Genomic DNA, 25,923 nt, shown 5'->3' on the forward strand with positions numbered 1-25,923 from the left:
TTCGATCCAAGCTGCTGTTCGGAGGCCAAAGATGCGCGTCAGTTGCGCTAGACGTTGAAGCGGAACTCCACCACGTCGCCGTCGGCCATCACATAGTCCTTGCCTTCGATCCGAACCTTGCCGCGGGACTTGGCTTCCGCCATCGAGCCGGCCTCCACGAGGTCCGCGAAGGAGACGACCTCCGCCTTGATGAAGCCGCGCTGGAAGTCCGAGTGGATCACCCCGGCGGCCTGCGGTGCCGTGTCGCCCTGGTTGATTGTCCAGGCGCGTGCCTCCTTCGGCCCCGCCGTCAGGTAGGTCTGCAGTCCCAGGGTGTGGAAGCCGACGCGGGCCAGCTGGTCGAGGCCGGATTCCTCCTGGCCGTTCATTTCCAGCATCTCCCGGGCCTCTTCGGGCTCCAGTTCGACCAGGTCGGATTCGAGCTTGGCATCGAGGAAGACGGCGTCGGCCGGAGCCACGAGTTTGGCCAGTTCGGCCTGCCGTTCCTGGCTGCCCAGGATCTGGTCGTCCACGTTGAAGACGTAGATGAACGGCTTGGCGGTCAGCAGGCTCAGTTCCTTGAGATGCTCAAGGTCCAGCTTGTCGCTCTCCGCGGACTCGTAGATCGTGTCGCCGCGCTCCAGCACCTTGCGGGCCCCCTCGAGGGCCGCCAGCTCGGCCGCGTCGCGCTTCTTGATCTTCACTTCCTTTTCGATGCGCGGGAAGGCCTTCTCAATCGTCTGCAGGTCCGCCAGGATCAGCTCGGTATTGATCGTCTCCATGTCGGAAACCGGGTCCACCTTGCCCTCGACGTGCACCACGTCGGGGTCGTCGAAGACGCGGATGACCTGGGCGATGGCCTGTGCTTCGCGGATGTTCGCCAGGAACTGGTTGCCGAGCCCCTCGCCTTCCGAGGCACCGCGGACGATGCCGGCGATGTCCACGAAGGAGACGGTGGCGGGCAGGATCCGCGCGGAGCCGAAGATCTCCGCGAGCTTATCCAGCCGCTCGTCCGGCAGCGGGACCACTCCGACGTTGGGTTCGATGGTGGCGAACGGATAGTTCGCCGCCAGCACCTGATTGCGGGTCAGCGCATTGAAGAGGGTTGATTTGCCGACGTTGGGCAGTCCGACGATGCCAATAGTAAGAGCCACGGTAGTCAAGGATACCGGTGCGGCCGCATGGGGCGCGATTCGTCCCTGGCAGGCCTTGGGCTAAATTGTCATACCCCGCTGGCAAGCTGTAGTCATGGATGCTTTTCAGGTTGTACTGGTGCTGCTGGCGCTGCTTCTCGGGGCGGCGGGCGGCGCGTTTGCCGTCGCTGTGCCGTTCCGGCGCAGGGTGCGGGACCTATCGGAGGAAATCGACGACGCCGGAGCCCGGCTGGGTGCCGCGGCCGCGAGCCTGGCGGCGGCAGAGGCTGAGAACCGGCTGCTGGGCCAGCACAACCGGCAGCTCTCGGCGCAGGGCGAGCAGGAGAATGTGGTGCTCCGCGCCCTCGGGCCGGTCGGCGAGAAACTTCGCAGTGTCCAGCAGCAGGTCAGCCTGCTGGAGCGGGACCGGGTGGAGCACTACGGCCAGCTCCAGGAACAGCTGCGCGCGGCCCGGCTCAGTGACGAGCAGTTGCTGCGTTCCACGCAGACCCTGACCGCGGCACTGCAATCGAACTCGGCGCGCGGCCAGTGGGGCGAGGTGCAGCTGCGGCGCGTAGTCGAGGCCGCCGGCATGCTGGCGCACGTGGACTTCTCCGAGCAGGTCCATCTGGCCGGGGCGGACCGTTCGATGCGGCCGGACATGCTGGTGCGGCTGCCCGGTTCCAAAGCGCTGGTGGTGGACGCCAAGGTGCCGTTGCGGGCCTATCTGGAGGCGCAGGAGCTGCCGGTCCACGGGGATGCCCATGTGGAACGCCGGCGGGCCGAGCTGCTGGCGGCCCATGCCAAGGCGGTGAAGGCGCACGTGGATGTCCTTGCCGGCAAGAGGTACTGGGAGGGCGTGCAGGCCTCACCGGAACTGGTGCTGTGCTTCCTGCCGGCCGAGTCGGTGCTGTCGGCGGCGCTGCACAGCGACCCGGAGCTGCTCGACTACGCGTTCGCCCGCAACGTCGGGCTGGTTTCCCCCGTGTCACTGCTGGCTTCGCTGAAGTCCGTGGCCTTCAGCTGGCGGCAGGAAGTGCTGACCGAAAACGCCCGCGAGATCTTCGAGCTCTCGCGGCAGCTGTACGAGCGGCTGGGAACGTTGGGCGAGCATGTCACGCGTCTGGGTTCCTCGCTCAAGGGGTCGGTGGAGAAGTACAACTCCTTCGTCGGCACCTTGGAATCCAGGGTGCTGCCGACCGCGCGCAAGATCAACGCTTTCGATCCGTCCGCCCTTGAGCCGGCCGCCGGACCGACGGTGCTGGAGAGCACGCCGCGCCTGCTGTCGGCGCCGGAACTGATTTCCGGACAGGAACGCAGCGCTTAGGCCCCGCGCGCGTGCTTTGCGGCCTGGGCCCGCGGGGGCCCAAGCCGGCTTTCGCGGGCCCGCTACCGGTTGGGGCGGGAGCCGCGGCCGCCCAGGCCGCGGGAGGCGTCGCCCTTTTCCTTCAGCGTCGCGCGGAGTTCCTTCGGCAGCGAGAAAAGGATGTCCTCTTCGGCCGTAACCACTTCTTCCACGTCGGCGTAGCCGTATTCGGCCAGCAGCGCGAGGACTTCCCGCACGAGGACCTCGGGCACCGACGCTCCGGAGGTCAGCCCGATCGTAGAGACTCCCTCGAACCAGGACTCGTCCACCTCGTTCGCGAAGTCCACGCGATGGGACGCCTTCGCTCCGTACTCTAGGGCGACTTCCATCAGGCGCACCGAGTTGGACGAGTTCGCGGAACCGACCACGATCACCAGGTCGGCCTGCGGGGAAATCTTCTTGATCGCGGCCTGCCGGTTGGAAGTGGCGTAGCAGATATCGTCGCTGGGCGGATCCTGCAGCTTCGGGAACCGCTCACGCAGGATGGACACGATCTCCATGGTCTCGTCGACCGACAGCGTGGTCTGGGACAGCCAGATCAGCTTGTCGGGGTCGCGGACCTCGACCGTCCGCGCTTCGGCCGGGTTGTTGACGATCGTCGTGTGATCGGGCGCCTCGCCGTAGGTGCCCTCGACTTCTTCGTGGCCCTCGTGCCCCACCAGCAGAATCTCGTTGCCGTCGCGGGCGAAACGGACCGCCTCGCGGTGCACCTTCGTGACCAGCGGGCAGGTCGCGTCGATCGTGCGCAGTCCGCGGTCGTCGGCGGACTTGACCACCGCCGGAGAAACACCGTGCGCCGAGAAGATGACGAGGGCGCCCTCGGGAACCTCGTCCGTCTCTTCGACGAAGATCGCGCCCTTCTCCTCCAGCGTGCTTACCACGTGGAGGTTATGCACAATCTGCTTCCGCACGTAGACCGGCGGCCCGTAGTGTTCCAAGGCCTTTTCGACGGCGATCACGGCCCGGTCCACGCCCGCGCAGTATCCGCGCGGCGCGGCAAGGAGGACCCGTCGGGGGCCTTCCACTTCCGCAGCGGCGGCGATTTCCTCCGGGCTGCGGCGCTTGCGCGGGATGCTGGGCATGGGAACAGAGACAGCGGTGCTCGTCATGCCCTCCATGCTAGCCGCTTCCACCTCGGGAACCAGCTGGCCGTAAGCCCCGTCACGGGGTGCGGCCAGCTGCAGGCCGCCGGGCGGCAGCAGGCAGGAATCAATCCTGTCGGTGATTGCTGATAAGAATGTAAGGACTTGCTCTACCGATTGGCATGGCCCCGCACGGGCTGAGAGGGGCTCCTGACGTGAACCACAACCATGGACTTGTCCACGGGGAAGTGGGCTCCCCCGCCGCAAAAACGACCTTGCCTGCCACGGCCATGGAGACCACGGCGGAAAACCCGTGGCCGCTGCGGATGCTGTCGCAGAAGCTGAAGACCCACATCGAACGGGTGCCGCCCACTTGGGTCGAGGGCCAGGTCATTGAGCTGAACCGGCGCAACAGCGTGACGTACCTGACCTTGCGCGACACTGAGGCCGAGGCATCGTTCAGCCTGATGGCTTTCAACAGCGTCATGGCCCGGCTTGAGCTCCCGTTGGAGCCCGGATCCCGCGTCGTCGCCCAGCTCAAGCCCGAGCTCTATGTCAAGACCGGCCGGCTCTCGATGCAAACGCGGGATATCCGCCCGGTCGGTTTGGGCGACCTGCTGGCCCGGCTGGAGCGGCTGCGGCAGGCGCTGGGCCGTGAAGGCCTGTTCGACACAGACCGCAAGAAGCCGCTGCCTATGCTGCCGCACCGTATCGGTTTGATCACCGGCCGCGATTCGGACGCCAAGAAGGACGTGATTCGGAATGCCTCGCTGCGCTGGCCGGCCGTCGCCTTCGAGGTCCGCGAAGTGGCCGTCCAGGGCGTCAACGCGGTGTCCCAGGTCATGAAGGCGCTGGCGGAGCTCGACGGCCGGCCGGACGTCGACGTCATCGTCATTGCGCGTGGCGGCGGTTCCCTGGAGGATCTGCTTCCCTTCAGCAGCGAGGACTTGATTCGCGCCGTTGCGGCTGCGGCCACGCCGGTGGTCAGCGCCATCGGCCATGAGGCCGACCGGCCGCTGCTCGACGAAGTGGCGGACCTGCGTGCGTCTACACCTACCGATGCGGCCAAGAGGATCGTCCCGGACGTCAACGAGGAGCTTACGCGCATCGGCCGTGCGCGCCAGATGCTGGACCGTCGCGTCGACCACTTGATCCGGGTGGAGTCCGAGCGGCTGGCCGCACTGCGCAGCCGCCCGGTGCTGTCGGCTCCTGCCACCATGGTCGATTCCCGGGCCGAGGACATTACGCGCCTCACGCAGCGGGCGCGCAACTGCATGACGTCGGCCATCCATCGTGATGCGGACCGCGTGGGCCACTTGAAGGCGCAAATCCGCGCGCTCTCCCCGCAGAACACGCTGGACCGGGGCTACGCCGTCGTCCAGTTGCCGGACGGCAGCATCCTGCGCGACAGCGCGGACGCCGCGGCGGACACCCGGCTGCGGATCCGGGTGGCGGTCGGCGAAGTAGCGGCCAAAGTCATCTAGGCCCGGACGGTCCGTCCTCCGCCGACATTTTCCATCCCCCCTGCAGAAAGAGCGAACCCATGACTGAGACCCCGACGGCCAACGCCGGCAACGGCGACAACACCGACGTCGCGGCGATGAGCTACGAGCAGGCCAGGGAGGAGCTGGTGGCAGTGGTCAACCAGCTGGAAGCAGGCAACACCAGCCTCGAGCAGTCCCTGGCCTTGTGGGAGCGCGGCGAAGCGCTGGCGGCCCGTTGCGAGGCGTGGCTCGAAGGCGCGCGCCAGCGCCTGGATGCCGCCCGCGCGGGCGCCGAGGACAGCGGCGCCGGTCCGGCGGACAACGGCTCGGACTAGCCGGCCGGTCCGCGCCGGACCGTCGGACTAGCTCGCCTCGAGCCGCCGCTTCTCCAGCTCGACGTCGAAGGTTGCCGGCGGCCACTGCGGATCGACCGCCGCCAGCGCGCCGATCAGCAGCTGCTGTACCGCGATCCGCGCATACCATTTGCGGTTGGCCGGCACCACGTACCACGGGGCTGCGTCAGTGCTGGTCCGGTCAAGCACCAGCTGGTAAGCGTGCTGGTACTCGTCCCAGAAGGCACGCTCGTCGACGTCCCCCGGGTTGTATTTCCAGTACTTGTCGGGCCGGTCCAGCCGCTCCCTCAACCGTTTCTTCTGCTCGTCCTTGCTGATATGCAGCATCACCTTGAGGATGCGCGTGCCGCTGGCGGCGACCTTGGCTTCGAACTCGTTGATCATCGCGTAACGCTGCTCGACTTCGGCCAGCGGCGACAGCCCGCGGACGCGGTGGATCAGGACATCCTCGTAGTGGGAACGGTCGAAGACCCCGATGATCCCGTCCGGCGGGAGTTCCTTTTGCACCCGCCAGAGAAAGCCGTGCGCCCGTTCCTCCTCGGTGGGGGCCTTGAAGGCTTTGTGCTTCACGCCCTGCGGGTCCACCGCGCCGATCACGTGCCGGACGATTCCGCCCTTGCCTCCGGTGTCCATCGCCTGCAGCACGAGCAGGACCGCGCCCGTGACCCCGGAACGGCTCTGCGCGAACAATCTTTCTTGGAGTTCGGATAGCTGGTCGTCTTCCGAGGCCAGCAGCTGGGCCCCTTCGTCCTTGCCGCCGTCGAAGCCCGGCGTCGAGTTAGGGTCCACGTCTGCCAGTTGGAAACCCTCGCGCACGCGCAGCAGGCCCGCCGGGTCGAATCCCGCGGCCCCTTCCGCTCCCGCTACCCCGTTTGGCCTTTTCATGGCCGGTACGTGCTCAGGAACTCGCCGATGCGGCCGACTGCTTCTTCGAGGATGCCCAGGTTCGGCAGCGTCACCAGGCGGAAGTGGTCCGGCTTCACCCAGTTGAACGCCCGGCCGTGCGAGATCAGGATCTTCTGCTGCTTCAGCAGGTCCAGGGCGAAGGCCTCGTCGTCCTTGATCGGGTAGACGTCCGGATCCAGCTTCGGGAACAGGTACAGTGCACCCTTGGCCTGCTGGGTGCTCACGCCCGGGATGGCATTGAGCATCTCGTACGCCTTGTCCCGCTGTTCCAGCAGCCGCCCCCCGGGCAGGATCAGGTCGTTGATGCTCTGGTAGCCGCCCAGCGCCGTCTGGATGGCGTGCTGCGCCGGCACGTTCGCGCACAGCCTCATGTTCGTGAGCAGGTTGATGCCCTCGATGTAATCCGAAGCCAGATGCTTCGGCCCGGAGACCGCCATCCAGCCGCTGCGGAATCCGCAGACCCGGTACGCCTTGGACAGGCCGCTGAAGGTCAGGATCAGCACGTCGTCCGCCAGCAGCGCGGTGTTGGTGTGGACGGCGTCTTCGTAGAGGATCTTCTCGTAGATTTCGTCCGAGAAGACCACGAGGTTGTGCCGGCGGGCCAACTCCAGCATCCCTTCGAGGATGTGGCGCGGATAGACGGCGCCGGTGGGGTTGTTCGGATTGATGATGACCAGGCCCTTGGTGTTGGGCGTGATCTTCCGCTCCATGTCCTCCAGGTCCGGCAGCCATCCCTCTTCCTCCACGCAGAGGTAGTGGACGGGATGGCCGCCGGCGAGGCTGACGGAGGCGGTCCAGAGCGGATAGTCCGGCGCCGGGATCAGCACCTCGTCGCCGTTGTTGAGCAGCGCCTGCAGGCTCATCGTAATAAGCTCGCTGACCCCGTTCCCCAGGTAGACGTCGTCGACGCCGATCTCCTGGATTCCGCGGGTCTGGTAGTACTGCGACACCGCCGTGCGGGCCGAGAAGATGCCGCGCGAATCGCTGTAGCCCTGCGCGTTCGGCAGGTTCCGGATCATGTCCACCAGGATCGCGTCCGGCGCCTCGAAGCCGAACGGCGCGGGGTTGCCGATGTTCAGCTTGAGGATGCGGTGGCCCTCCGACTCCATCCGCTGGGCATGCTCAAGCAGCGGGCCTCGGATGTCGTAGAGGACGTTATGGAGCTTGTTGGACTGCTTGAACTCGGCCATTCAAGAATCTTCGCATACCGCCTGCGGTTACTCCGCGAAGCCCTTTTCCTTCAGCCAGTCGGCGGCGGCATCCTTCGCATTGCGCTTCTCGTCGCCGCTGACCTGCCGGTTCAGGTCGACGAGGTCCTCCGTGGTGAGCGCGGCGGATAGCTCGTTGAGCACATCCGCGGCTTCCTGGCCCACCGAGTCTGAGGACACGAGCGGCAGCACCTGCTGGGCGATGAAGTTGTTCTTCGGGTCCTCCAGCACCACCAGGCCGTTGTCCTCGATGGAGGGCGTGGTCGTGTAGATGTCGGCCACCTGGATCTTGTCCGTAATCAGCGCCTGCAAGGTAGCGGGACCGCCGCCGTCGTTAATGGGTTCGAAGGATTTGGGTTCGCAGCCGTAATTCTCCTTGAGCCCCTTCAGCCCGTACTCACGCTCGGCGAACTCCGGGTTGGCGCCGAGCGCCAGGTCCTTGCACACCGGCCCCATGTCCTCGATGGAGGTCAGCTTGTATTTCTCCGCCGTGGCCTTGGTGACGACCATCGCGTCCTTGCTCTCGGCCGGCGCCGGTTCAAGGACCCCCAGCCCCTGCGGCAGCGCCGCGGGAAGGGCATCCTTGATCTCGTCGGCGGAGGCCGCCGTCGCCTCGGGGTCCACCGCCAGCAGCAGGTTGCCGCTGTAGTCCGGAACAACGTCCACGGAGCCTTCTTCGACGGCCTTGAGGTAGACCTCGCGCGAGCCGATGCCGGGCTTCGTGCTGGCCTGGATTCCTGCCGCGTTGAGCGCTCCGGCATACAGTTCGCCGACAATCTGGCTTTCCGGGAAGTTGGCTGAGCCCACCACCAACTGGCCCGCAGCCCCCGAACTGGCGGCGGGGCCCGATGTGTCTTCTTCCAGCGGGTTGGAGCCGGCGCCGCAGGCGCTCAGGGCCAAGGCCACGGCGGACGCTGCAGCCGCCGTCATGATGCTGCGGCGGACCGGGAACAGGTTCTTCATGCTTCTCCTTAGATGCCGCCTTGGACGGCGCCAACAGTTGGTGTTTCCCGTCGCTGCCGGTGCCGGCGGTCGGCCAGTCCGGGCGAAACGGCGTATTTCTGCGCGACGGCGAGGAGCCCGTCGACGACCAGGGCCAGCAGCGCAATCAGGATCGCACCGCCGAACATGCGCACCGGATCACTGACGGCCAGGCCATCGATCAGGAAGCGGCCAAGGCCGCCGAGATTGATGTAGGCGACGACGGCGACCGTGGCGATCACCTGCAGCACCGCCGCGCGCACTCCCCCGAGCAGCACCGGCAGGGCGTTCGGCAGTTCCACCTTCGCCAGCACCTGCCATTCCGTCATGCCCATCGCCCGCGCGGCATCCACGAGCGTCCGGTCCACCGCAGCGATCCCGGAGTAGGCTCCGGCGAGCAGGGGCGGGATCGTGAGGATGACCAGTGCCAAGATCGGCGGCATGAGGCCGAGCCCCATCACGATGACGAAGAGCGTCAGCAGGCCGAGCGTCGGCAAGGCGCGCAGCGCGCTGGCAACGCTAACGACGGCGATGCGTCCCTTTCCGGTGTGGCCCACGTACATGCCGATCGGCAATGCGACCGCAGCCGCAATCAGCAGGGTCAGGGCGGCGTAGCCCAGATGCTCGGCGAGGCGCGCGGGGATGCCGGCCGGGCCGCTCCACTGGGACGGATCCAGGAACCACTCGGCGACCGCTGCGAAGATGTTCACGGCAGCACCGCCGCCTCTGCCGGGTCCGGCCGCTCCCCCGCGTGCGGGCGCGCAGCGAAGCCCGCTCCGGTGCCCGCCGGAGGTTGCTTGGCTCCGGCACGAAGCCAAGGCGTCAGCACGCGCTCAACGGCCACGATGATCAGGTCCATCACCACGGCCAGCAGCAGCGTCAGCACGATCCCGATAACAATCTCGGTGACGAAGAACCGCAGGAGCCCGTCCGTGAACAGGGTGCCGAGGTTGCGGACCCCGATCAGCGCGCCGACGCTGGCCAGCGAAATGTTGCTCACCGACACCACCCGCAGCCCGGCAAAGAGCACAGGCAGCGCCAGCGGCAGGTCGACCCCGAAAAACCGGCGCAGCGGCCGGTACCCCATGGCCACCGCGGCCTGCCGCACGCCGTCGTCAATGGACTCGAGGGCGTCGACGACGGACCGCACCAGTAGCGCCACCGCGTAGATGGTCAGCGCGACAATCAGGTTCAGCGGATCGAGGATCCGCGTCCCCAGGACGAACGGCAGCAGCACGAAGAGGGCGAGCGACGGGATGGTGTAGAGCACCGAACTGACTGACAGGATCGCCCCGCGGATGGGGCGCAGCCGCCAGGCCACGTAGCCCAGCGGAAGGGACAGCACCAGGCCGAGCAGCAGCGGCAGCACGCACTGGAGCCAGTGCAGCCAGGTCAGCTCCAGGACGTCGGGGAGGTTGGCCAGCAGCCACGCCATATCAGCCGCTCCTGCCCGCTTCGAGCCGCTTGAGCACATCCTCGGCGTCGACCAGGCCGGCAACCCGGCCATTGCCGTCCACAGCGACGCCGCGGCCCGAGGGGGACGACAGCGCCGCGTCCAGCGCCTGCCGCAGGGACGATCCGAGCATGAACAGGGATCCGCCGACCAGCAGCCGGGCCGGGGACCGCTCTCCGGGAGGCAGCCACCCCACGGGGGCGCCGCCGTCGTCAACGATGAGCAGCCACACGCCGCCCGGTGCGTCCGCGAGCGTCGCCAGGGTGGCGGTGGCGGCCGAATGCACCGGCACCTCCCCCGCCGGGCGGAAGGACAGCGAACGGAACCCGCGGTCGCGCCCCACGAAGCCTGCCACGAAGTCATCCACCGGGGCACGGAGCAGCTCCTCCGGCGGCGCGTACTGCGCCAGCCGGCCGCCCGTGGCGAACACGGCCACCTTGTCGCCGAGCAGCGTCGCCTCGTCGATGTCATGCGTGACGAACACGATGGTCTTGGCCAGCTCCTGCTGCAGCCGCAGCAGCTCCTGCTGCAGTTCGGCACGGACCACCGGGTCCACGGCGCTGAACGGCTCGTCCATCAGCAGAATGGGCGGATCGGCGGCGAGCGCCCGGGCCACGCCGACGCGCTGCTGCTGCCCGCCGGAGAGCTGGGACGGATACCGGGAGCCGAGGACGGCCGGAAGGCCCACGATCTCGAGCAGCTCCTGCGCGCGGGCCCGGGTCTGGCGTTTGGAGGCGCCGTTGAGCCGCGGAACGGTGCCAATGTTGTCGAGCACCGTGCGGTGCGGCAGCAGTCCGGCCGACTGCAGCACATACCCCATGGAACGGCGCAGCTTGGCCGGCGCCTGCCCGGCGACGTCCTTCCCGTCAACCAGCACGGTGCCCGAGGTCGGTTCGACCATGCGGTTGATCATCCGCAGCGAAGTCGTCTTTCCGCAGCCGGAGGGGCCGACGAAGACGGTGATCGCACCGCGGTCCAGGTCCAGCGTCAGATTGTCGACGGCTGGGTTCCCCGCGGCGTAGCTCTTCGTCACGTTGCGGAAGCTGACCATGGGGTCGGTGGCTGCAGCTGCCGAACGCCCGCGGGGCTCTTCCATGCGGGGCTCCCTCCGGGCTCTGTCAGGCAGGACTGTCGTAACGGTCTCGGGCAGGTAGGCCCGATGGTCCAAAACTGTGCCGGCCCTGGGGCCGGGTGGAACTCTTGGACCGAGTCTAATCACATCCCCGGGGCTGCAACATATTCCCGGACACAGCCGTGTCCCTAGACTTTCTCCGAGCCGAAGAGCCGCAGGCCCTCGTCGACGAGGTCGAGCCGGTCAAGCGCGGCCACTTCCTCCAAGGCGAACCAGCACGCCTCGTCGGTGGAACCGTCCAGTTCGTGGGCGAGTTCACCGCCGGTGACGGTGGCCGAATAGATGATCCGCAGGGCATGCAGCGGCCGTGCCGCGCCATGCAGCCGGCGCTCGGCGGGGATGAACTTGCTGTCGACGCCGAGGAGCCGGCCGAGTTCGGCGATGTAGCCGGTCTCCTCCGCGATTTCGCGCACCGCCGCTGACGGGGCGTCTTCGCCGAGCTCCAGGCCGCCGCCGGGCAGGGTCCAGCGCGGGATGCCCGACTCCGTCCAGCGGGCGAGCAGGACGGCACCGTCCCTGACGATGACGCCGTAGGCGCCGACCCGGGTGTCAAAGTTCATGAGGATCAGTCTAGGGCGCACGGCCCTGCGGCACATTGCGCGGCTCCGCCGCGGCGACTACAACTGGAACCATGGGGATCAGGCCAGCAAGGCATCGTGCGGAGCCCGCCCCGCCGGTTTGGAGCTTGGCACTGCCCGCGACAGAGCGCCGGCTGCTGGACGTCCTGGCCGGGTCGGGGCCGGACCCGGCGGCGGTTCCGGCCAGTGCCCGCGACTGCCTGGACCGCGCGTACGAGGCAGCCTACGCGGAGGACAACCATGGCGCGATGCTCCTGGCGCAGATGGGGCTCGACCAGGCCGGCGGCAATGAGACCGACGTCGTGCTTGCCTTGTATTCGGTGATGATCGCCGTCGCGCAGATCCAAGGTGACCAGGATAAGGCCGAAGAGTACCTGCAGGAGCGCATCGCCACGCTGCGCAGGACCGGCCGCACGCTCCAGGCGGGGGTCGAGGCGGACCTGGGCACGGTCCTTTTCCGCGAAGCCGCGGAACCGGAGCTGCCGGTGCTGGAAGCGGCGCTGGAGGAACTTGTCGCGGACAAGGCCGGCCCTGGGGTTATCGCCGACGTCAAGCTGGCTGTCGCCGTCGCACTTTCGCAGCAGGGAGCGCGGCCGCGGGCGCTGGAACTGCTGGAGCAGGCCGTCGACGGATACGCCGCGGGCGACCGGACCGACAGCATGGCGGGGGCGCTCATGTACCTGGCCCACACCTACCTGCAGGCCGACCACCCGCGCCGCGCTATCGCGGCGGCGGACCGGCTGCTGTCCCTGCCGGCCAACCGCGCGCTGGCCGCGTCGATGTGGCTGCTGAAGGCCAATCTGGCGAGCACCGGGGAGCACGTCGGCGACGCCATGGAATACGCGCTGACCGCGCTGGAGCTCTACGCGGCCTGCGGGGTCCGCAAGGGAGCCGTGTCGGCCGCCGTCGTGGTGGCGCAGCTCTGCGCTGCCGCCGGCGACGACGAGAGTTCGGTGCTGGCGTGGCGCGCCGCCGTTCAGCAGGCCGAACGCGGCGAAGTGCGCGAGGAGTCCACGCTCCGGCTGGCCCTGGGCAACCAGCTGCTGGAGGCCGAGGAGTACGAGCTGGCGGTCGCGGTGCTGGGCAAGCTGCTCCAGCGGCAGCGGCTGGCGGCGGCACCGCCTTCGGAAGTGGCGCGGACGCTGATGAGCCTTGGGCATGCGCACCGGCACGCGGAGCGCACGGCCGAGGCGCTGGACAACTGGCGGCAGGCGGTCGCCGCCTTCAGCCGGGCCGGCGAATTTGGCGAAGCCGCCAGGTCCCTGCTGGCCATCGGCACGCTGCTCTCCCGCGAGGACCGCGACGCAGACGCCATCGTCTGCTTCGAAGCCGCGGTCGCGGCGGCCCGCAAGGAGACCGAGGATGCCGCCGTGCTGCCGCAGGCCCTGCACGCCCTGGGCCACGCCCTCTGCGAGGCCGGCGACCCGGACGGCATCACGCAGCTGGACGAGGCCATCCGGCTGGCACGCGACTACGGGGCCCACTGGTACGAGGCCGACTACAGCGATACCCGCGCGCGGGGCCTGTGGGCCCTGGACCATGGGCCCGCGGCCGTGTCAGCGGCGCTCCAGGCGGCGGACCTGTATTCAGCGGCCGATGATGCTGCCTCCGCCGGCAACGCCGAACTGTTCGCGGCGCATATCCTCTCCGAACTGGGCCGCCCGGCTGACGCCGTCCCGATGTACCGCATGGTGCTTGACCAGCCCGGCATCAGCCGGATGCTGCTGGTGGCCGCAAACCTGGGGCTCGCGGCCGCCCTGGAAAGCCTGGGCCGCAAGAACGAGGCCAAGCAGGCCCGGCAGGCGGCAGAAGAGGCCGCCGAGGAGTAGGGCCGGTTCTCATCTTCATCTCATTTTCGGCTTGAATAATCGGGGCATGCAGCGTGCCACCCTCCGATACGTGCTCATCGGCCTGGCTGTCGTGCTGGGCATGAGCCTGGCCGGTTTTGCCGTGGCGAGCACCTTCCAGGAGCCCGGGACTTCCGACCTGGGCCCCTCGATCGTGTTCACGCCATCGCCCGCGGCGAGCGAACCGCGGAAGCCCGCCCCGGACAAGGGCGCCGAGCCGAAGCCCAAGCCGACGGGGCCGTCGGCACCGCCAAAGCCCGCGCCCGCGCCCGAGCCCGACAAGGCGCCCCCGCCTCCGCCTGCACCGGCGCCCGTCCCGGTGCAGCCTGCGCCGCCTGTGGAGTACGACGACGACTTTGACGATGACGATGACGCCGCCGAGCCCGACGAGGACGATAACGGTATCGATGACTAGACTTTCTCCGGTGTGCCCTGATGCGATTGTTTAGTCGGCCCGGCGGGCTCTCCGTACGGACGCGCGTCCTGGCGGCCGTCGTCGCACTGTCCGCGCTTGGCCTCGCGGTCGCTGGCGGCGTGGCACTCGGACTCCAGCGCGGCGAGATAACCCAGAACATCGACGACTCATTGCGCAGGTCGGTCGAGGAGTTCAATACCCTCGCGGAAATCGGCGTCGACCCGGAGACAGGCCGCGATTTCACCGAGGCGGCCCAACTGGTTCGGACAGCCATGGCCCGCACGTCGCCGGCTGCCAACGAAGGCATGGTCGGGATCGTGGACGGCCGCGTCCAGCTCGCCGCGAGTTCCGCGGTTCCGCTGCGGCTGGAACAAGACGCGCAGCTCATGGAACGGATCCTGGCAATGCCGCCGGGCGACCGCATCGAACTGACGTCGGTCGAGACCGCGCAGACCACCTACCGCGTGGTGACGGTGCCGGTCCAGCTCTCCTCCGATCCGGCCCAAAGCACCTTCGTGCTGGCCTTCGACTACGAGGCCGAGATGGATGAACTGAACAGCATCTTCCGCACCTACTGGCTGATTGCGCTGATCGCGCTGATCCTGATTGCCGGTGTGGGCTGGCTGGTCGCCGGCAGGCTGCTGGCTCCGGTACGGCTTGTACGGGAGACAGCGCAGAAGATCACGGAAACCGACCTGTCGCTCCGTATTCCGGTGACCGGTAACGACGACCTCTCGGAACTGGCCCGGACCTTCAACGAAATGCTGGACCGGCTTCAGGCCTCCATGACGGCGCAGCGGCAGCTGCTGGACGACGTGGGGCACGAGCTGCGGACGCCAATCACCATCGTGCAGGGCCACCTCGAGCTGCAGGACCCGAGCGATGCCGAGGACGTCGAATCCGTCCGTTCCATTGCCCTCGACGAACTGGACCGGATGCGCCTGCTGGTCGACGACCTGGTGACGCTGGCGGCCGCCGACCGGCCGGAGTTTGCCATGCGGCAACCACTGGAGGTCGGGCGGCTGACCGACGACGTGCTGGACAAGGCGCGTTCGCTCGGCGATCGATGCTGGAGCGTGGATGCCCGGGCGGAGGAACGCTGGCCGCTGGATCCGAACCGCATTACCCAGGCCTGGCTGCAGCTGGCGGTCAACGCCGTGAAGTTCTCCGCCCCCGGTTCGCCGATCGCCTTGGGGTCGCGCAGCGCGCAGGGCGAACTGCGTTTGTGGGTCCGGGACGAGGGCGCAGGCATCGCGCCCGAGGACCAGAAGCGGATTTTCGAGCGGTTCGCCCGCGGCGCCAACAGCACCCGCGCCGAGGGATCGGGCCTCGGACTGCCGATCGTCAGCGCCATCGCCGCGGCGCACGGCGGCCGGGTGGAGCTCGCCTCGGCGCCGGGCCGCGGCTCCACCTTCACCATCGTCATCGCAGAGCAGCAACCGGAGCAGGAGGACGCAGCGTGAGCCAGATTCTGGTGATCGAGGATGAGGAGCGGATCAGCTCCTTCGTCGCCAAGGGATTGAAGTCGGCCGGCTATGTGCCCAGCGTGGCTGCCACCGGCCGCGAGGGCTACCACCTGGCGATGACGGGAGACTTCGAGCTGATAGTGCTGGACCTCGGCCTGCCGGACCAGGACGGGTTCACGGTGCTGCGGCGCATCCGGGAGGCCCGCAACGACACCCCCGTTATCATCCTGACGGCCCGCAGCTCCGTGGACGATACGGTGGCAGGCTTGGAAAACGGCGCCGACGACTATATGGCCAAGCCGTTCCGCTTCGAGGAACTACTGGCCCGCGTGCGCCTTCGGCTGCGGACCGATCCGCCGTCGGTGGACCTGGGCCTCCTGTCCAGCGGCGACCTCCAGCTGGACCTGCGTATGCGCCGGGCGACCGTCGGCGGCAAGGAAGTCGACCTGTCGGCCCGCGAGTTCGCGTTGGCCGAGGCCTTCCTGCGCAACCCCGGCCAGGTCCTGAGCCGTGAGCAGCTGCTCTCCAGGGTCTGGGGCTACGACTTCGACCCGGGTTCGAACGTCGTCGACGTCTACGTCCGGTACCTTCGCAACAAGCTCGGCGCCGAGCGTTTCGCCACCGTCCGGGGCGTGGGTTACCGCCTGGCGGCGGACAACTGATCGGCCTGCGCGGCCAACTCCTCCGCGGCCTGCAGCCGTTGCAGCGCGTCCGGTTCCCAGCTGGAGCCGGCCGTCTTGGCGCCGGCGACCAGTGACAGCGCGACCCCTGCTGCCCGAGCACGCAGGCCCGCCGGGTCCACCTCGGTGTCGAACGCCCGCAGGAACCTCTCCATCGCCTCGGGCACATGCACGTAGGCGCTGTGCACGGCCGGCAGGACGGCCAGGTGCCCGATGAAGCAGGCGAGATCGTCCACCAGATGTCCCGGGCCGAGCGAGTCCACGTCGAGGAGCCCCGTAATCCGGCCACGATCGACCAGGATGTTGGCTTCGTAGAAGTCGCCGTGCGTCGGAACCACAGGTCCGGCGTCGGTCGTGGACAGCAGGTCCCGGACGCGTTCGGCCAGCCGGAAGATGCGGTCCTGCTCCCCCGGCAGCACCGCCGCCGCCGCCTTCGCGTAGTCGGCGGCCCGCTCGGCCCACGCCGGCCGGCGGGACAGGCCGAGCACGTCTTCCGGCAGCCTGTGCAGCAGCGAGATCAGTGTTTGCGGATCGAGCTCCAGTGCGCCGTCGTCCATCAGGGCCTGGGCCAGCGGGGTACCCGCCGCCTCGCGCAGGATGGCGACTCCTTCGCCCGGTCCCGGCAGCGCCTCCGGAGCGGGAATGCCCGCATCGATGAGCATCCGGTGGCGGCGCAACAGGGCCTGCGCACGGTCCGGCCGAACCACCTTGATGAACACGCGGCTCTGTCCCTGCACCGCCGTCAGGACCGCACGGCGCAGCGGCCGGTAGTTGATCATCTGCAGGTCCGCGGTGCCACCGCCGAAGGCCGCCGCGGCCACGGCGGAGGGATCGCACGCGGCGGGAAGCCCGGCCAGCACCGGGTCCGCGGGATACAGCCACGCGGTGAGGTTGATGCCGCCGTTCTGCAGGCGCACCATGGACAGCCCGCAGTCGGGCACGTTCGAGCTGGTGATGCAGACGTACTCGGTCCGGTCCGGCCGGTCGGCAAACGCCACGTCCACACTGTAGATGCCGGTCGCTCCTGCTCCCGGCCGGTGCTGGAGTTTGGCCAGGTGCCAGGAACGGACAGAGCCGCCGAGGGTGTTGACGGCCAGCTCGAGGGGCTCCCCCATTGCGGGGCTCTCCAGGAGTTCGATGCCGGCCGTCTCGTCAGCGACGGCCCCCAAGCCCGTGATGTCCATAGGTTCCGTCTTACCATCCCCCGGAAGGGACGGAAGCCCCTGCAAGCAAATGGAAATCAGGCGCGCCGGCGCTGCAGGACATCGTCCAGGTTGAGCCGGTTGGCGCGCTCCTCGCGGGGCGCAGCAGCCGGCAGTTCCACCTTCGGCGCGACGGCCGCCTGCTTGATCGGCGTCTTCACCGTCGGCTTTTTCTCTTCCGGCACCGGGAGCGGCTCCGGCGCCGGCCGTGCCACCTTGGCGGACTGGGTGTAAGTGGGCTTCGGAACCTCCACAGGCTGCCACGGCGTACCTGCTTCCGGTTCGGGGCGTCGGGCGGCTTCCGCCTCCACGGCGACCTTCCGGGCTTCGGCGCGCAGTTCCTCCGCCGTCAGCGGCGCCGGTGCTGCGGGTTCCTCGGCCCCTTCCGCGGCATCGAACAATACAGTCTCCCGGCGTGGAGCGGCGGGCACCTCGTCCGGAACCACGGGGCCCATCGCTTCTTCGAAGGCGCGGGACACACGTGCTTCCGCTTTGCGGCGGCGGTCCCTGCGGGCCAGCGTACGCAGGACGACGACGACGGCGGCCACCGTCAGCAGCGCAAAGCCCGGCACGCTTCCGGAGACGGCCCCGAACAGTGCCAGGCCGCCGCCGACGACCAGGGTCACGAGCGCCGCAGCTCCCAGCAGGGCCAGGGCGGTACGACCATAGCGGATCTTCAACGGCGCCGGACCGGCCGGACGGACGGCAGCCGCAGGCGCGTGGCTGCCGCGCAGCGGCGCAGGTTGCGTGTTTCCGGTATGGGCGGTGTTTTCCATGATGATCCCCTGTGGGCCACTTCCCGTGGCGATTGCGGGCACTGGTTCAAAAGTCATTGACGGGCCGCCGGCTTCGGCGAGGCTGCCGGCGCATTGGAAACGAAGCAGGTACGGCCCTACCCAGACAAGCCAGAGCCCCACGATCGCCACAAAAATGACTGAGCTCTGAATGTCCATTCTCACACCGTAGGAGCCAAAACATGCCCCGCGCGGCATTGCCTCCGGTGTGTCGGCCAAACGGGTCGAAAGCGGGCAAATCAGCAGGTCAGCGCTGCTGGCCGCCATCGCGGAGCCAGCGGGTCAGGAGCCCTTCCGGGACCTCTTCCGTGGTCAGCGCGAAGCTGCGGTGGTCCGCCCAGGCGCCGTTGATGTGAAGGTACCTTGGCCGCAGCCCCTCGTCGCGGAAACCGAGCTTTTCCACCACCCGCAGGCTGGCCGCGTTCTCCGGCCGGATGTTGATCTCCATCCGGTGCAGCCCCAGCACGCGGAAGCAGTGGTCCGTTGCCATTGCCACCGCCGTCGGCGCGATTCCGCGGCCCGCCGAACCCTGGTCCACCCAGTACCCGAGCGTGGCCATCATCGCCGATCCCCACACGATGCTGGAAACCGTCAACTGCCCGACGATCACCGGCTCGCGGGCGATCCCCCGGCGCTCGGCAATCACCCAGGGCAGCGCCGTCGCAAGTTTTGCCTGCCGGTTCAGCGAACGCACCATTTCCCCGAAACCGGGTAGCTGACCGCCCGGCTGCGGATTGGACGCCTCCCATGGAGCCAGCCAGGCGGCATTGCGCTGGCGCAGCTGCAGCCACTCCCGCTTGTCCCGGTGGTAAATGGGCCGCAGCAGCAGGTCCCCGCATTCGACCGTCGCGGGCCAGATGGCAGAACTCACCACTGCGGCACCCTGCGGCCCTAGGGCTGCGACCCCTCGACGAACTGCTTCAGCCAGGAGCGCAGGTCCTCGCCGATGTCCGCGCGGTCCGAGGCAATGGTGACGACGGCCTTCAGGTAGCTGAGCTTGTCGCCCGTGTCATACCGGCGGCCGCGGAAAACGACACCGTAGACCCCCCCGCCTTCTCCTTCGGATGCCGCCAGCGTCTGCAGCGCGTCGGTCAGCTGGATTTCGCCGCCGCGGCCGGGGCCGGTCTCTTCGAGGACATCATAGACCGCCGGGTGCAGCACGTAGCGGCCGATCACCGCCAGGTTGGAGGGCGCTTCCTCCGCCGAGGGCTTCTCCACCATCTTGTTGATCCGGACAAAGTCTTCGCCGTCGACCGCGGTCACGTCCGCGCAGCCGTAGGCGCTGATTTCGGACGGCTCGACTTCCAGCAGCGCGACTACCGAACCGCCGGTCTTTTCCTGCACCTCGATCATCCGGCTGAGCAACGCTTCGTTTTCGTCAATCAGGTCGTCGCCGAGCAGCACGGCGAAGGGCTCGTCGCCGACGTGCTGCCGTGAACGCAGCACGGCGTGCCCCAGCCCCTTCGGGTCGCCCTGGCGCACGTAATGGATGTCAGCCAGCTCCGAGGCTTCCCGGACGGCCGCGAGCTTGTCCAGGTCGCCCTTCGCTTCGAGCGTCTGCTCAATGAAGGGCACGCGGTCAAAGTGGTCTTCCAGGGGGCGCTTGTTGCGGCCGGTGATCATCAGGACATCGTTGATCCCGGCCCGGACGGCTTCTTCGACCACATACTGGATGGCGGGCTTGTCCACCACCGGCAGCATTTCCTTGGGCATGGCCTTGGTGGCAGGCAGGAAGCGGGTCCCGAGACCGGCGGCTGGAATGACGGCTTTACGGACAGTGCGGTGAGACTTCATGAGCCTAAGCGTACCCAAGGGCCCTGACAAAGAGCACCACTATGACGATTCCGGGGCCCGTCAGGCGCGCGTTCTCCAGGCTGTGGCAGGATCGACCCATGACCACGATGGACAAGGAAACCGCCCGCCGGCATTTCCGCGAACTGCGCCGCGGCATGACCGACCAGGAGCGGCGGGAAGCCGCCCGGGCCCTGTGCGACGTCATCATGGAGGGCCTTGCGCCATTGGGGATCGCCCCGGGCCGGACCGTCGCCGCCTACCTCTCCACCGGCCCCGAGCCCTCCACCGATCTGGTCCTCCCGGCGCTGGAAAAGGCGGGGTACAGGGTCCTCGTGCCGGTCTGCGAACCGGGTTACCAGCTCAGCTGGACGCGGTGGTACGACGGCGTGGAACTGGTCCGCAGCCCGCGGGCCTGGGTGTACGAACCGGTGGGAGAACGTCTGGCCAATAGTGTCATGGCCGACGTCGACCTGCTCCTGATCCCCGGTCTGGCCGTGGATAGCGACGGCAACCGGATGGGCCAGGGCGGCGGGTACTACGACCGGTTCCTTGCGGCCCTCGAGACCCTGCCGTCCAGGCCGCGGAAAGCCGGGGTGTTCTATCCCCACGAAGTCGTGCCCGCCGGAACCTTCGAAGTGACGAATCTGGATGCTCCTCTCGAAGGCGCGGTTTCCACGGACAAGTGGCGGTGGTTCGGTCCGCAGACGGTGTAGAATTGGCACTCGGAATCTCCGAGTGCCAGCGCTGGCCGCCCGGAGCGTCCCGGACCGAGATTTTTTTCAGGAGGATTCACCGTGCCTACCTATGCCTATGCGTGCAAAGACTGCGGCCATGCATTCGATATCCAGCAGTCCTTCAGCGATGACTCACTGACCGTCTGCCCGGAATGCTCGGGAACACTGCGCAAGAAGTTCAACAGCGTGGGCGTGGTCTTCAAGGGCTCCGGCTTCTACCGGACGGACTCGCGCGACGCCAAGAGCACCAGCACGGTGCCGGCCGCCTCGACCAAGAATGAAAGCGGCTCCGGCTCGGACGCTTCGTCTTCCTCGTCGACGGCTGCCAAGGCGCCGGCCTCTGCAACACCGGCGGCCGCCGCCAGCTGACCCCGGCGAAGCTTCCCGTTCAGCTGTTCCTCCACAGCCCCCCACAGCCGTTCCGCTTGCCCACAGGCGGGACGGCTGTCCTGTTGGCAGGCAGAACGCCCGAATAATCTGGCGCCATGCAGCGTACTTCTCCGGCAGGAATCGCCCGTCTCTTGCGGCGCATCGTCCGCCGTCACTACCGCCTCCTCGCGGCGGCCTGTTTCTGTGCCGCCGCGGGCTTGGCCGTGCAGGCCCTGACGCCCGAGCCGGCAGCAACCGTGCCGGTGGTCATTGCGGTCACCGATCTTCCCGCAGGATCCGTCTTGGCCGAGTCCGATCTGCGTGCCGCCAGGATGCCGTCGGCCGCCGTGCCCCCCGGAGCCTCCCCCTCCGCCATGCAGCTGGCCGGGCAGCGCCTTGCCACGGCGCTGCGCGAGGGCTCCCCCGTACTGGACACGTCGGTTGTCGGCCCGGGGTTACTGGCGGGGGCGCCGCCGGGCACGGCGGCGGTTCCGGTGCGCCCGGCCGACAAGTCGACCGTCCAGCTGGTGGCTCCCGGCCAGCTGGTGGATATCGTCCTCAGCACGGGCAACGGTTACGAGGACCCGGAGGAAACACTGGTCCTGGCTGACGCCGTCCCGGTGCTGTGGAAAGCGGACACGGCCGGGACGGACGAAGGCCTGCTCGGCCCGCAGGAAAGCGACGGCCTCGTCGTGGTCGCAGCCTCGCCCTCGGAAGCCGCCGCGCTGGCCAGCGCGAGCAGCCGCGGCAAGGTCTTCCTGGTCCTGGTCGGCTAATGCCTGCCGGAGCTCAGTCCCAGTGCGGCGGTCGCTGCTCCTTCAGCCAAGCGTCCCGGTCCGGCTCCCGCTCGCCCCATGAACGGGGGTCATCCTCGGCGGCCTTCGCCGGAATGGCGCGTTCCCGCAGCGCCTTCCGGGTCAGCATCTCCCGCTCCTCGGACGCTTCGTCGCTGCTTCCCTCGACCGCGTCGTCGCCGCCCTCGGCAGCACCGTCAGCACCGTCCGCACCGTCCGCACCCTCAGCACCCTCAGCACCTTCAGCACCGTCAGCGCCCGAGGATGTAGCCTCGGGTGCCGGCTCGGCCCCGTTCCCGGGGGCCGCGGCAGCATCCTTCGCCGTCCCGTGCGAATTCGCTTCTTCGTCCCTACCGGCGGCGCCAAACGGACGCTGCGGCGCTTCGTCATCGTGCGAGGCCGCCGATGCAGTGTGGCGTCCGGCCTTGGCCTCGTCCGGTTCCCTCAGTCCCAAGTATCCTCCGATCAGCCGGGCGCACTGGTTCGGATCCGTGAAGACCTCGATCGTCCACAGCGTCAGGGGGCGCCAGCCCAACCGTTCGAGCAACTGCGGACGGAGGCGGCTGCGCTCGCGCACGGTCATATTCAAGTATCGCTCAGTGCCGTCCGACTCGAGCGCTACGGGCAGCCCGGGATCCCGGTCGTTGGCGACGTGGTCCGGATCGGCGGCCGCGACGATGTCCAGCACACCGTGGTAGTGGTCCTTCACCCGGGCGCCATGGCTCCGAATGCGCTCCACCAGGTCTGCCACCAGCGGATCTTCGATCCCGGCCGGGAACCGCTGTTTCTGGCCGTAGCCGGGCAACAATGCCCGGCTGATCAGCTCGAGGAAGTCGGCCGCGCCGTGGCTGAGGCGGTCTGCATCGAGGTCCTCGGGGCGGAAGCAGGTGAGCACACGCAGGTTGTGCCGCGCGCGCGTCATCGCCGTCGCGAACCGGTTCCGGCCGTCGGGCTCGGACAGCGGCCCGAAGTTGTGCACCGCACGGCCATGTGGCGTCCTGCCGTAGCCAAGGGAGAAAATGATGTCGTCGCGGACCAGGCCGGAGGCACGTTCCACCGGGACCACCCGGAAAGATTCCTCCGCCCTCTGGAAGAACTCCGCCGCGTCCGGATGGTTAGGCAGCTGGAGCCGGATCGCTTCACCGATCCGCGCGGCGTGGCGCAACGTAACGGTGACGACGGCGAGAGACCTCGCCGGCCGCAGCCGGGCATGTTCGAAGACCATGTCGACGACGCGGTTGATTTCGGCCGGGACGCTTTCGACCCCCTCATGGCCGGCCCCGGGCAGGCCCGTACCGTCCGGCAGGTACTCGACCGTCAGTCCTCCGCCGCCGGTCATCTCGGCGGCCGACGGCAGCCTGGTCAGGGAACCGCCGTAGAAGCTGTCGCTCAGGGACTCGGCGAGGGCCAGGTCCACCGCGCGGTAGGCCGTGGTCAGCGGAAGCACCGGCAGGACCCGTTCCAGCGCATGGAACGCGCTGATCAACGGCTCCGGCTGTTCCGTGGTGCCCGCCCCCTGGCGGCGGTCCACGTTGACTTCGAACCGTTCCGCGGTACCGAGCTGCCCGTCGCCGAAGGCAATGATCTGCGGCGCCCGGCAGATGGCCCCAACGGCCGACTGCAGGCTGGTCGCCTCGGCATCGAGGATGATCACGGCGTCGAACCGCTGGCCGGCGGGCAATACTGCGGGCAGCACGAGGGGCGAGGCCGCCCACACCGGCATCAAGGCCGTCAGCAGGGAGCCGGACTGGTCGTTCAGGGCCGCGAGGGTGGGTTCCCCCGACTTGAGCAGCTCGCGCAGCCGTTCGGCCGTCTTGGGCTTGCTCTTGATGGCGTCGCGCCAGTTCTGTGCAAGTTCCCAGCGCAGCCTTGCGGGACCCGAGGCGATGTGGGCATTGTCGGCCAGGCGGTAAACCGCTTCGAGCTTTCGCAGGTTGTCGCCGTCCGACATGGCCAGGTAGTCGTCGCCGCTGATCATGGCTTCCAGGGCGGACTGCCACCAGGCCAGATCCAGCTCCGATCCCACGCCGGCCGCACCAACCTCGCGTTCGGCCAGGTCATCGAGCAGCTCGCCGAGCCCCTGCTCACGCATCTGCTCAAGCAGCAGCGTCCGTTCAGGCAGATGCACCAGCGTCTCGCGGTCCGCCGCCAGCGACTCGAGGTGGCTGGCGAGTTCGCCCAGTTCCAGGTCCATCAGCCTGGCGCCCTCCGCCGGCTCGGCCAGGACGGAGCCGAGCTTGCCGAGCCGCTGGCGCACGTCGAGGTAGAAGCCGTTCAGTTCGGCCAGTCCCGAGGGCACGGACGGATGGCGCTGCGTGGTCGCGTAGTCGGTCCACTGCGTCCGCTGTTCCTGGACCTCGATCAGGGATTCGTGGAGATCGGCGATATGGACGCCCGGCCGCACGTATTCCTTGGCCACCCGGCGAAGCCTGGAGCGGGTCATCGAGCTCATCTCGATGCCGCGTTCCCGCCTCCAGCCGGAGGATGCCGTCGCCGAGATCAGGTCCGTGACCGGCCGGTCGAAAATATCCGGAGTGAACTTGTCCAGGCTGCTGCGGACGGAGACCAGCAGCAGCAGCTGCTCGCCCCATTCGCGGAAGGTCACGCCGAGGGCGATCTTGGAATGCTCGGCCGCGCGCTCCATCTGGCTGCGAAGCTCCGGCAGGTCGCGGGCGAGGCTGGCCGCCAGCTCGTGGGCGTCCTCGGTTTCTTTCCTGTTGTGCAGCTTCGCACCGAACCACGGGCTCGTCGTGGACGCCTTGCTGAAGCTGCCCAGTTCGGCTGCGCGGTGCAGCCGCCCCGTCAGCTCGGCGCGGTCCGTGATGCTGTCCAGCACGGAGCGCTTCAGCCGCACCGTGGTGGCGGGAGCCGGATCGAGGGAGGTCAGCTTGGCGAGCGACTGCATGGCCTGGTAGGGCGAACAGTTCCAGCGCTTGCGGACGTTGTGCAGCGACTTGACGTGGTCCTGCAGCTGGTGCCGGTGACCGGCCAGGGTGCTGTGCAGCTTCTCCAGCTGCGGAGCGGCGGCCTTTTCGTTCCGGATGATGGCGCGGACCAGCTGGTCCTTGAGCTGCTGTCCCGTGAGGTTCGGATTCAGCTGAAGCACCATGGAGCCGAGCTTGAGCTCGTCCAGCTGCTTGGCAAACTGGTTCAGTGTGGCCCTGCGCTCGGCGACCACCAGCACGGATTTGCCCTCGTAGGCAAGCAGCGCCGCCGCGTTGAGGGCCGTCTGGGTCTGGCCGGTGCCCGGTGGGGCGGAGACCACCAGCGAGTGGCCTTCCTGTACCAGGTCCAGGACATCCTGCTGGGCCGAGTCGGCGTCCAGCACGAGGAACTCGTCCTGCGGTGCCCGCTCATCCAGCGGCGGCAGGCCGGTGTCAGGCACCGGGATGTGCACCTCGGTTTCGGGGTCCATCTCGGCGGCCATGAGGGCGTTCAGCACGGGATGGTCCGGCTCGATCGTGGCATGGGCGGCGGTGTGGGCAACGTCGGCAAACGTCGAGACGAGCAGGTGGTGCTCGATCGTCATGCTCCGGACGTCCTCGGTCAGGGCACGCAGCCGGTCCAGCACCGGGTGCGGATCGAAGCGGGCCGTGCTGTACGCGAGCCGGGCCACGGACTCGGGATCGATATCGATGCCCTGCTCGTGCCGCAGGTGCCGGGCCATCGCCGGGTTGAGCTTGGCCTTGTCCATCAGCTGCAGTTCGTAGTCGTCCTGGCTCGGCCGCACCGTCAGCGCGATGGGGATCAGCATCACCGGGGCGTACAACGCTTCGGACCGTCCAACGTCCGGGACCCGCCAGGAGGCCGTGCCTGCGGCCAGATAACCCACGTCGATCCCGCGGTCATTGCCGAGCTCGAAGATCTTGGCGCGGAGCGCGCGTGCCGTCTTCATGGCGGCGCCGTAATGCGCCGGGTCGCGCAGCAGCGTGGAGATCCGGGTGCGGCGGCCGGTCAGCAACTGCGCCAGGCCGGACGGGTGCGCATGGGTCAGATCGATGCTGTTGGCCGGGGTCGGCGCGTAGTACAGCAGAGTGTCCGTTCCTGCGTGCTGCCCCAACTGCTGCAGCCAGTGGGTCAGGATATCCTCGTCCGCTTCGACAGCGCGGTTGCGGGACACGGCTACCTTCTTCTCTTCACTTTGGGACACAAGCCTGGACCAAATCGGCATGC

General features: G+C 68.3%; 24 protein-coding genes. 10 read left to right on the forward strand and 14 right to left on the reverse strand.

Annotation, left to right across the window (positions count from 1 at the left end; translation table 11 throughout):
• Positions 1 to 47: 47 nt before the first annotated feature.
• Positions 48 to 1,133 carry a redox-regulated ATPase YchF gene (gene ychF / locus OC550_RS10175; protein WP_262105671.1) on the reverse strand — a complete coding sequence of 362 codons (1,086 nt, stop codon included), beginning with the start codon at positions 1,131 to 1,133 and terminating at the stop codon, positions 48 to 50.
• Positions 1,134 to 1,227: 94 nt separating this feature from the next.
• On the opposite strand from ychF, the gene OC550_RS10180 reads away from it, so the two are divergent.
• The gene (locus OC550_RS10180; protein ID WP_262105672.1) at positions 1,228 to 2,439 is read left to right on the forward strand and encodes a DNA recombination protein RmuC; all 1,212 of its coding nucleotides are present in this window, start codon (positions 1,228 to 1,230) and stop codon (positions 2,437 to 2,439) included.
• Positions 2,440 to 2,501: 62 nt separating this feature from the next.
• On the opposite strand, the gene OC550_RS10185 is transcribed toward OC550_RS10180, so the two are convergent.
• Complete coding sequence (locus OC550_RS10185; RefSeq protein WP_262105673.1) at positions 2,502 to 3,587, reverse strand: 4-hydroxy-3-methylbut-2-enyl diphosphate reductase; 1,086 nt, start codon at positions 3,585 to 3,587, stop codon at positions 2,502 to 2,504.
• 188 nt (positions 3,588 to 3,775) lie between these two features.
• On the opposite strand from OC550_RS10185, the gene xseA reads away from it, so the two are divergent.
• Positions 3,776 to 5,044 carry an exodeoxyribonuclease VII large subunit gene (gene xseA / locus OC550_RS10190; protein ID WP_262105674.1) on the forward strand — a complete coding sequence of 423 codons (1,269 nt, stop codon included), beginning with the start codon at positions 3,776 to 3,778 and terminating at the stop codon, positions 5,042 to 5,044.
• 59 nt (positions 5,045 to 5,103) lie between these two features.
• On the forward strand, positions 5,104 to 5,379 hold the full coding sequence (locus OC550_RS10195; protein WP_262105675.1) for an exodeoxyribonuclease VII small subunit: 276 nt from the start codon (positions 5,104 to 5,106) through the stop codon (positions 5,377 to 5,379).
• 27 nt (positions 5,380 to 5,406) lie between these two features.
• Here OC550_RS10195 and OC550_RS10200 read toward each other — a convergent pair whose 3' ends face one another.
• The 7 genes from OC550_RS10200 to OC550_RS10230 all read right to left on the reverse strand — a co-directional run bounded on the left by OC550_RS10200 (position 5,407) and on the right by OC550_RS10230 (position 11,637).
• Positions 5,407 to 6,282, reverse strand: coding sequence for a PPK2 family polyphosphate kinase (locus OC550_RS10200; protein WP_262105676.1), 876 nt, complete (start codon positions 6,280 to 6,282; stop codon positions 5,407 to 5,409).
• Positions 6,279 to 7,493: a pyridoxal phosphate-dependent aminotransferase gene (locus tag OC550_RS10205; protein WP_262105677.1), complete on the reverse strand. Its 1,215-nt coding sequence runs from the start codon at positions 7,491 to 7,493 to the stop codon at positions 6,279 to 6,281. Before OC550_RS10205 ends, OC550_RS10200 begins: the two co-directional genes overlap by 4 nt.
• Before the next feature lie 27 nt (positions 7,494 to 7,520).
• On the reverse strand, positions 7,521 to 8,474 hold the full coding sequence (locus OC550_RS10210; RefSeq protein WP_262105678.1) for an ABC transporter substrate-binding protein: 954 nt from the start codon (positions 8,472 to 8,474) through the stop codon (positions 7,521 to 7,523).
• Between the two features lie 8 nt (positions 8,475 to 8,482).
• Entirely contained in the window at positions 8,483 to 9,202 is a 720-nt protein-coding gene (locus OC550_RS10215) for an ABC transporter permease (protein ID WP_262105679.1), read from the reverse strand.
• Complete coding sequence (locus OC550_RS10220; protein ID WP_262105680.1) at positions 9,199 to 9,927, reverse strand: ABC transporter permease; 729 nt, start codon at positions 9,925 to 9,927, stop codon at positions 9,199 to 9,201. The genes OC550_RS10215 and OC550_RS10220 overlap by 4 nt, the downstream gene beginning before the upstream one ends.
• A gap of 1 nt (position 9,928) precedes the next feature.
• The gene (locus OC550_RS10225) at positions 9,929 to 10,996 is read right to left on the reverse strand and encodes an ABC transporter ATP-binding protein (protein ID WP_262106311.1); all 1,068 of its coding nucleotides are present in this window, start codon (positions 10,994 to 10,996) and stop codon (positions 9,929 to 9,931) included.
• A 209-nt stretch (positions 10,997 to 11,205) separates the two neighbouring features.
• Complete coding sequence (locus OC550_RS10230) at positions 11,206 to 11,637, reverse strand: NUDIX hydrolase (RefSeq protein ID WP_262105681.1); 432 nt, start codon at positions 11,635 to 11,637, stop codon at positions 11,206 to 11,208.
• Positions 11,638 to 11,762: 125 nt separating this feature from the next.
• Here OC550_RS10230 and OC550_RS10235 point away from each other — a divergent pair, with 125 nt between their 5' ends.
• From OC550_RS10235 to OC550_RS10250, 4 genes are read left to right on the forward strand one after another with little or no spacing between them, the layout of a single operon-like run.
• On the forward strand, positions 11,763 to 13,484 hold the full coding sequence (locus tag OC550_RS10235) for a tetratricopeptide repeat protein (protein WP_262105682.1): 1,722 nt from the start codon (positions 11,763 to 11,765) through the stop codon (positions 13,482 to 13,484).
• A 46-nt stretch (positions 13,485 to 13,530) separates the two neighbouring features.
• Positions 13,531 to 13,917, forward strand: a complete 387-nt coding sequence (locus OC550_RS10240) for a hypothetical protein (protein ID WP_262105683.1) — start codon at positions 13,531 to 13,533, stop codon at positions 13,915 to 13,917.
• Between the two features lie 20 nt (positions 13,918 to 13,937).
• A complete protein-coding gene (locus tag OC550_RS10245) occupies positions 13,938 to 15,380 on the forward strand; it encodes a cell wall metabolism sensor histidine kinase WalK (protein WP_262105684.1) in 1,443 nt (480 codons plus the stop codon).
• Positions 15,377 to 16,045, forward strand: coding sequence for a response regulator transcription factor (locus OC550_RS10250; RefSeq protein WP_262105685.1), 669 nt, complete (start codon positions 15,377 to 15,379; stop codon positions 16,043 to 16,045). The genes OC550_RS10245 and OC550_RS10250 overlap by 4 nt, the downstream gene beginning before the upstream one ends.
• On the opposite strand, the gene OC550_RS10255 is transcribed toward OC550_RS10250, so the two are convergent.
• The 4 genes from OC550_RS10255 to galU all read right to left on the reverse strand — a co-directional run bounded on the left by OC550_RS10255 (position 16,021) and on the right by galU (position 19,853).
• Complete coding sequence (locus OC550_RS10255; RefSeq protein ID WP_262105686.1) at positions 16,021 to 17,247, reverse strand: phosphotransferase family protein; 1,227 nt, start codon at positions 17,245 to 17,247, stop codon at positions 16,021 to 16,023. The genes OC550_RS10250 and OC550_RS10255 overlap by 25 nt on opposite strands.
• Positions 17,248 to 17,303: 56 nt before the next feature.
• Positions 17,304 to 18,041, reverse strand: a complete 738-nt coding sequence (locus tag OC550_RS10260; RefSeq protein ID WP_262105687.1) for a hypothetical protein — start codon at positions 18,039 to 18,041, stop codon at positions 17,304 to 17,306.
• Between the two features lie 265 nt (positions 18,042 to 18,306).
• Positions 18,307 to 18,933, reverse strand: a complete 627-nt coding sequence (locus OC550_RS10265) for a GNAT family N-acetyltransferase (protein WP_262105688.1) — start codon at positions 18,931 to 18,933, stop codon at positions 18,307 to 18,309.
• Positions 18,934 to 18,950: 17 nt separating this feature from the next.
• Positions 18,951 to 19,853 carry a UTP--glucose-1-phosphate uridylyltransferase GalU gene (galU, locus tag OC550_RS10270; RefSeq protein WP_262105689.1) on the reverse strand — a complete coding sequence of 301 codons (903 nt, stop codon included), beginning with the start codon at positions 19,851 to 19,853 and terminating at the stop codon, positions 18,951 to 18,953.
• 98 nt (positions 19,854 to 19,951) lie between these two features.
• Between galU and OC550_RS10275 the strand changes: the two genes are divergently transcribed.
• The 3 genes from OC550_RS10275 to cpaB all read left to right on the forward strand — a co-directional run bounded on the left by OC550_RS10275 (position 19,952) and on the right by cpaB (position 21,732).
• Entirely contained in the window at positions 19,952 to 20,566 is a 615-nt protein-coding gene (locus OC550_RS10275) for a 5-formyltetrahydrofolate cyclo-ligase (protein WP_262105690.1), read from the forward strand.
• Positions 20,567 to 20,647: 81 nt separating this feature from the next.
• Entirely contained in the window at positions 20,648 to 20,956 is a 309-nt protein-coding gene (locus tag OC550_RS10280) for an FmdB family zinc ribbon protein (RefSeq protein ID WP_262105691.1), read from the forward strand.
• Between the two features lie 116 nt (positions 20,957 to 21,072).
• The gene (cpaB, locus tag OC550_RS10285; RefSeq protein ID WP_262105692.1) at positions 21,073 to 21,732 is read left to right on the forward strand and encodes a Flp pilus assembly protein CpaB; all 660 of its coding nucleotides are present in this window, start codon (positions 21,073 to 21,075) and stop codon (positions 21,730 to 21,732) included.
• Positions 21,733 to 21,745: 13 nt separating this feature from the next.
• Here the strand turns inward: cpaB and OC550_RS10290 are convergent, their stop codons facing one another.
• Complete coding sequence (locus OC550_RS10290) at positions 21,746 to 25,870, reverse strand: DUF4011 domain-containing protein (RefSeq protein ID WP_262105693.1); 4,125 nt, start codon at positions 25,868 to 25,870, stop codon at positions 21,746 to 21,748.
• Positions 25,871 to 25,923 lie beyond the last annotated feature (53 nt).

Origin of the sequence: Arthrobacter sp. Marseille-P9274 (genome assembly GCF_946892675.1) — a bacterium.
Classification (GTDB): Bacteria; Actinomycetota; Actinomycetes; order Actinomycetales; family Micrococcaceae; genus Crystallibacter.

What these genes read in the sequence shown, in the direction of transcription:
- OC550_RS10255 (WP_262105686.1), bottom strand. Translation starts at nt 17,247, where the DNA reads ATGGACATCACGGGCTTGGGGGCCGTCGCTGACGAGACGGCCGGCATC.
- OC550_RS10230 (WP_262105681.1), bottom strand. Translation starts at nt 11,637, where the DNA reads ATGAACTTTGACACCCGGGTCGGCGCCTACGGCGTCATCGTCAGGGAC.
- OC550_RS10205 (WP_262105677.1), bottom strand. Translation starts at nt 7,493, where the DNA reads ATGGCCGAGTTCAAGCAGTCCAACAAGCTCCATAACGTCCTCTACGAC.
- OC550_RS10195 (WP_262105675.1), top strand. Translation starts at nt 5,104, where the DNA reads ATGACTGAGACCCCGACGGCCAACGCCGGCAACGGCGACAACACCGAC.
- OC550_RS10210 (WP_262105678.1), bottom strand. Translation starts at nt 8,474, where the DNA reads ATGAAGAACCTGTTCCCGGTCCGCCGCAGCATCATGACGGCGGCTGCA.
- OC550_RS10225 (WP_262106311.1), bottom strand. Translation starts at nt 10,996, where the DNA reads ATGGTCAGCTTCCGCAACGTGACGAAGAGCTACGCCGCGGGGAACCCA.
- OC550_RS10275 (WP_262105690.1), top strand. Translation starts at nt 19,952, where the DNA reads ATGACCACGATGGACAAGGAAACCGCCCGCCGGCATTTCCGCGAACTG.
- OC550_RS10240 (WP_262105683.1), top strand. Translation starts at nt 13,531, where the DNA reads ATGCAGCGTGCCACCCTCCGATACGTGCTCATCGGCCTGGCTGTCGTG.
- cpaB (WP_262105692.1), top strand. Translation starts at nt 21,073, where the DNA reads ATGCAGCGTACTTCTCCGGCAGGAATCGCCCGTCTCTTGCGGCGCATC.
- OC550_RS10185 (WP_262105673.1), bottom strand. Translation starts at nt 3,587, where the DNA reads ATGACGAGCACCGCTGTCTCTGTTCCCATGCCCAGCATCCCGCGCAAG.
- OC550_RS10180 (WP_262105672.1), top strand. Translation starts at nt 1,228, where the DNA reads ATGGATGCTTTTCAGGTTGTACTGGTGCTGCTGGCGCTGCTTCTCGGG.
- OC550_RS10220 (WP_262105680.1), bottom strand. Translation starts at nt 9,927, where the DNA reads ATGGCGTGGCTGCTGGCCAACCTCCCCGACGTCCTGGAGCTGACCTGG.
- OC550_RS10260 (WP_262105687.1), bottom strand. Translation starts at nt 18,041, where the DNA reads ATGGAAAACACCGCCCATACCGGAAACACGCAACCTGCGCCGCTGCGC.
- OC550_RS10245 (WP_262105684.1), top strand. Translation starts at nt 13,938, where the DNA reads ATGCGATTGTTTAGTCGGCCCGGCGGGCTCTCCGTACGGACGCGCGTC.
- OC550_RS10200 (WP_262105676.1), bottom strand. Translation starts at nt 6,282, where the DNA reads ATGAAAAGGCCAAACGGGGTAGCGGGAGCGGAAGGGGCCGCGGGATTC.
- galU (WP_262105689.1), bottom strand. Translation starts at nt 19,853, where the DNA reads ATGAAGTCTCACCGCACTGTCCGTAAAGCCGTCATTCCAGCCGCCGGT.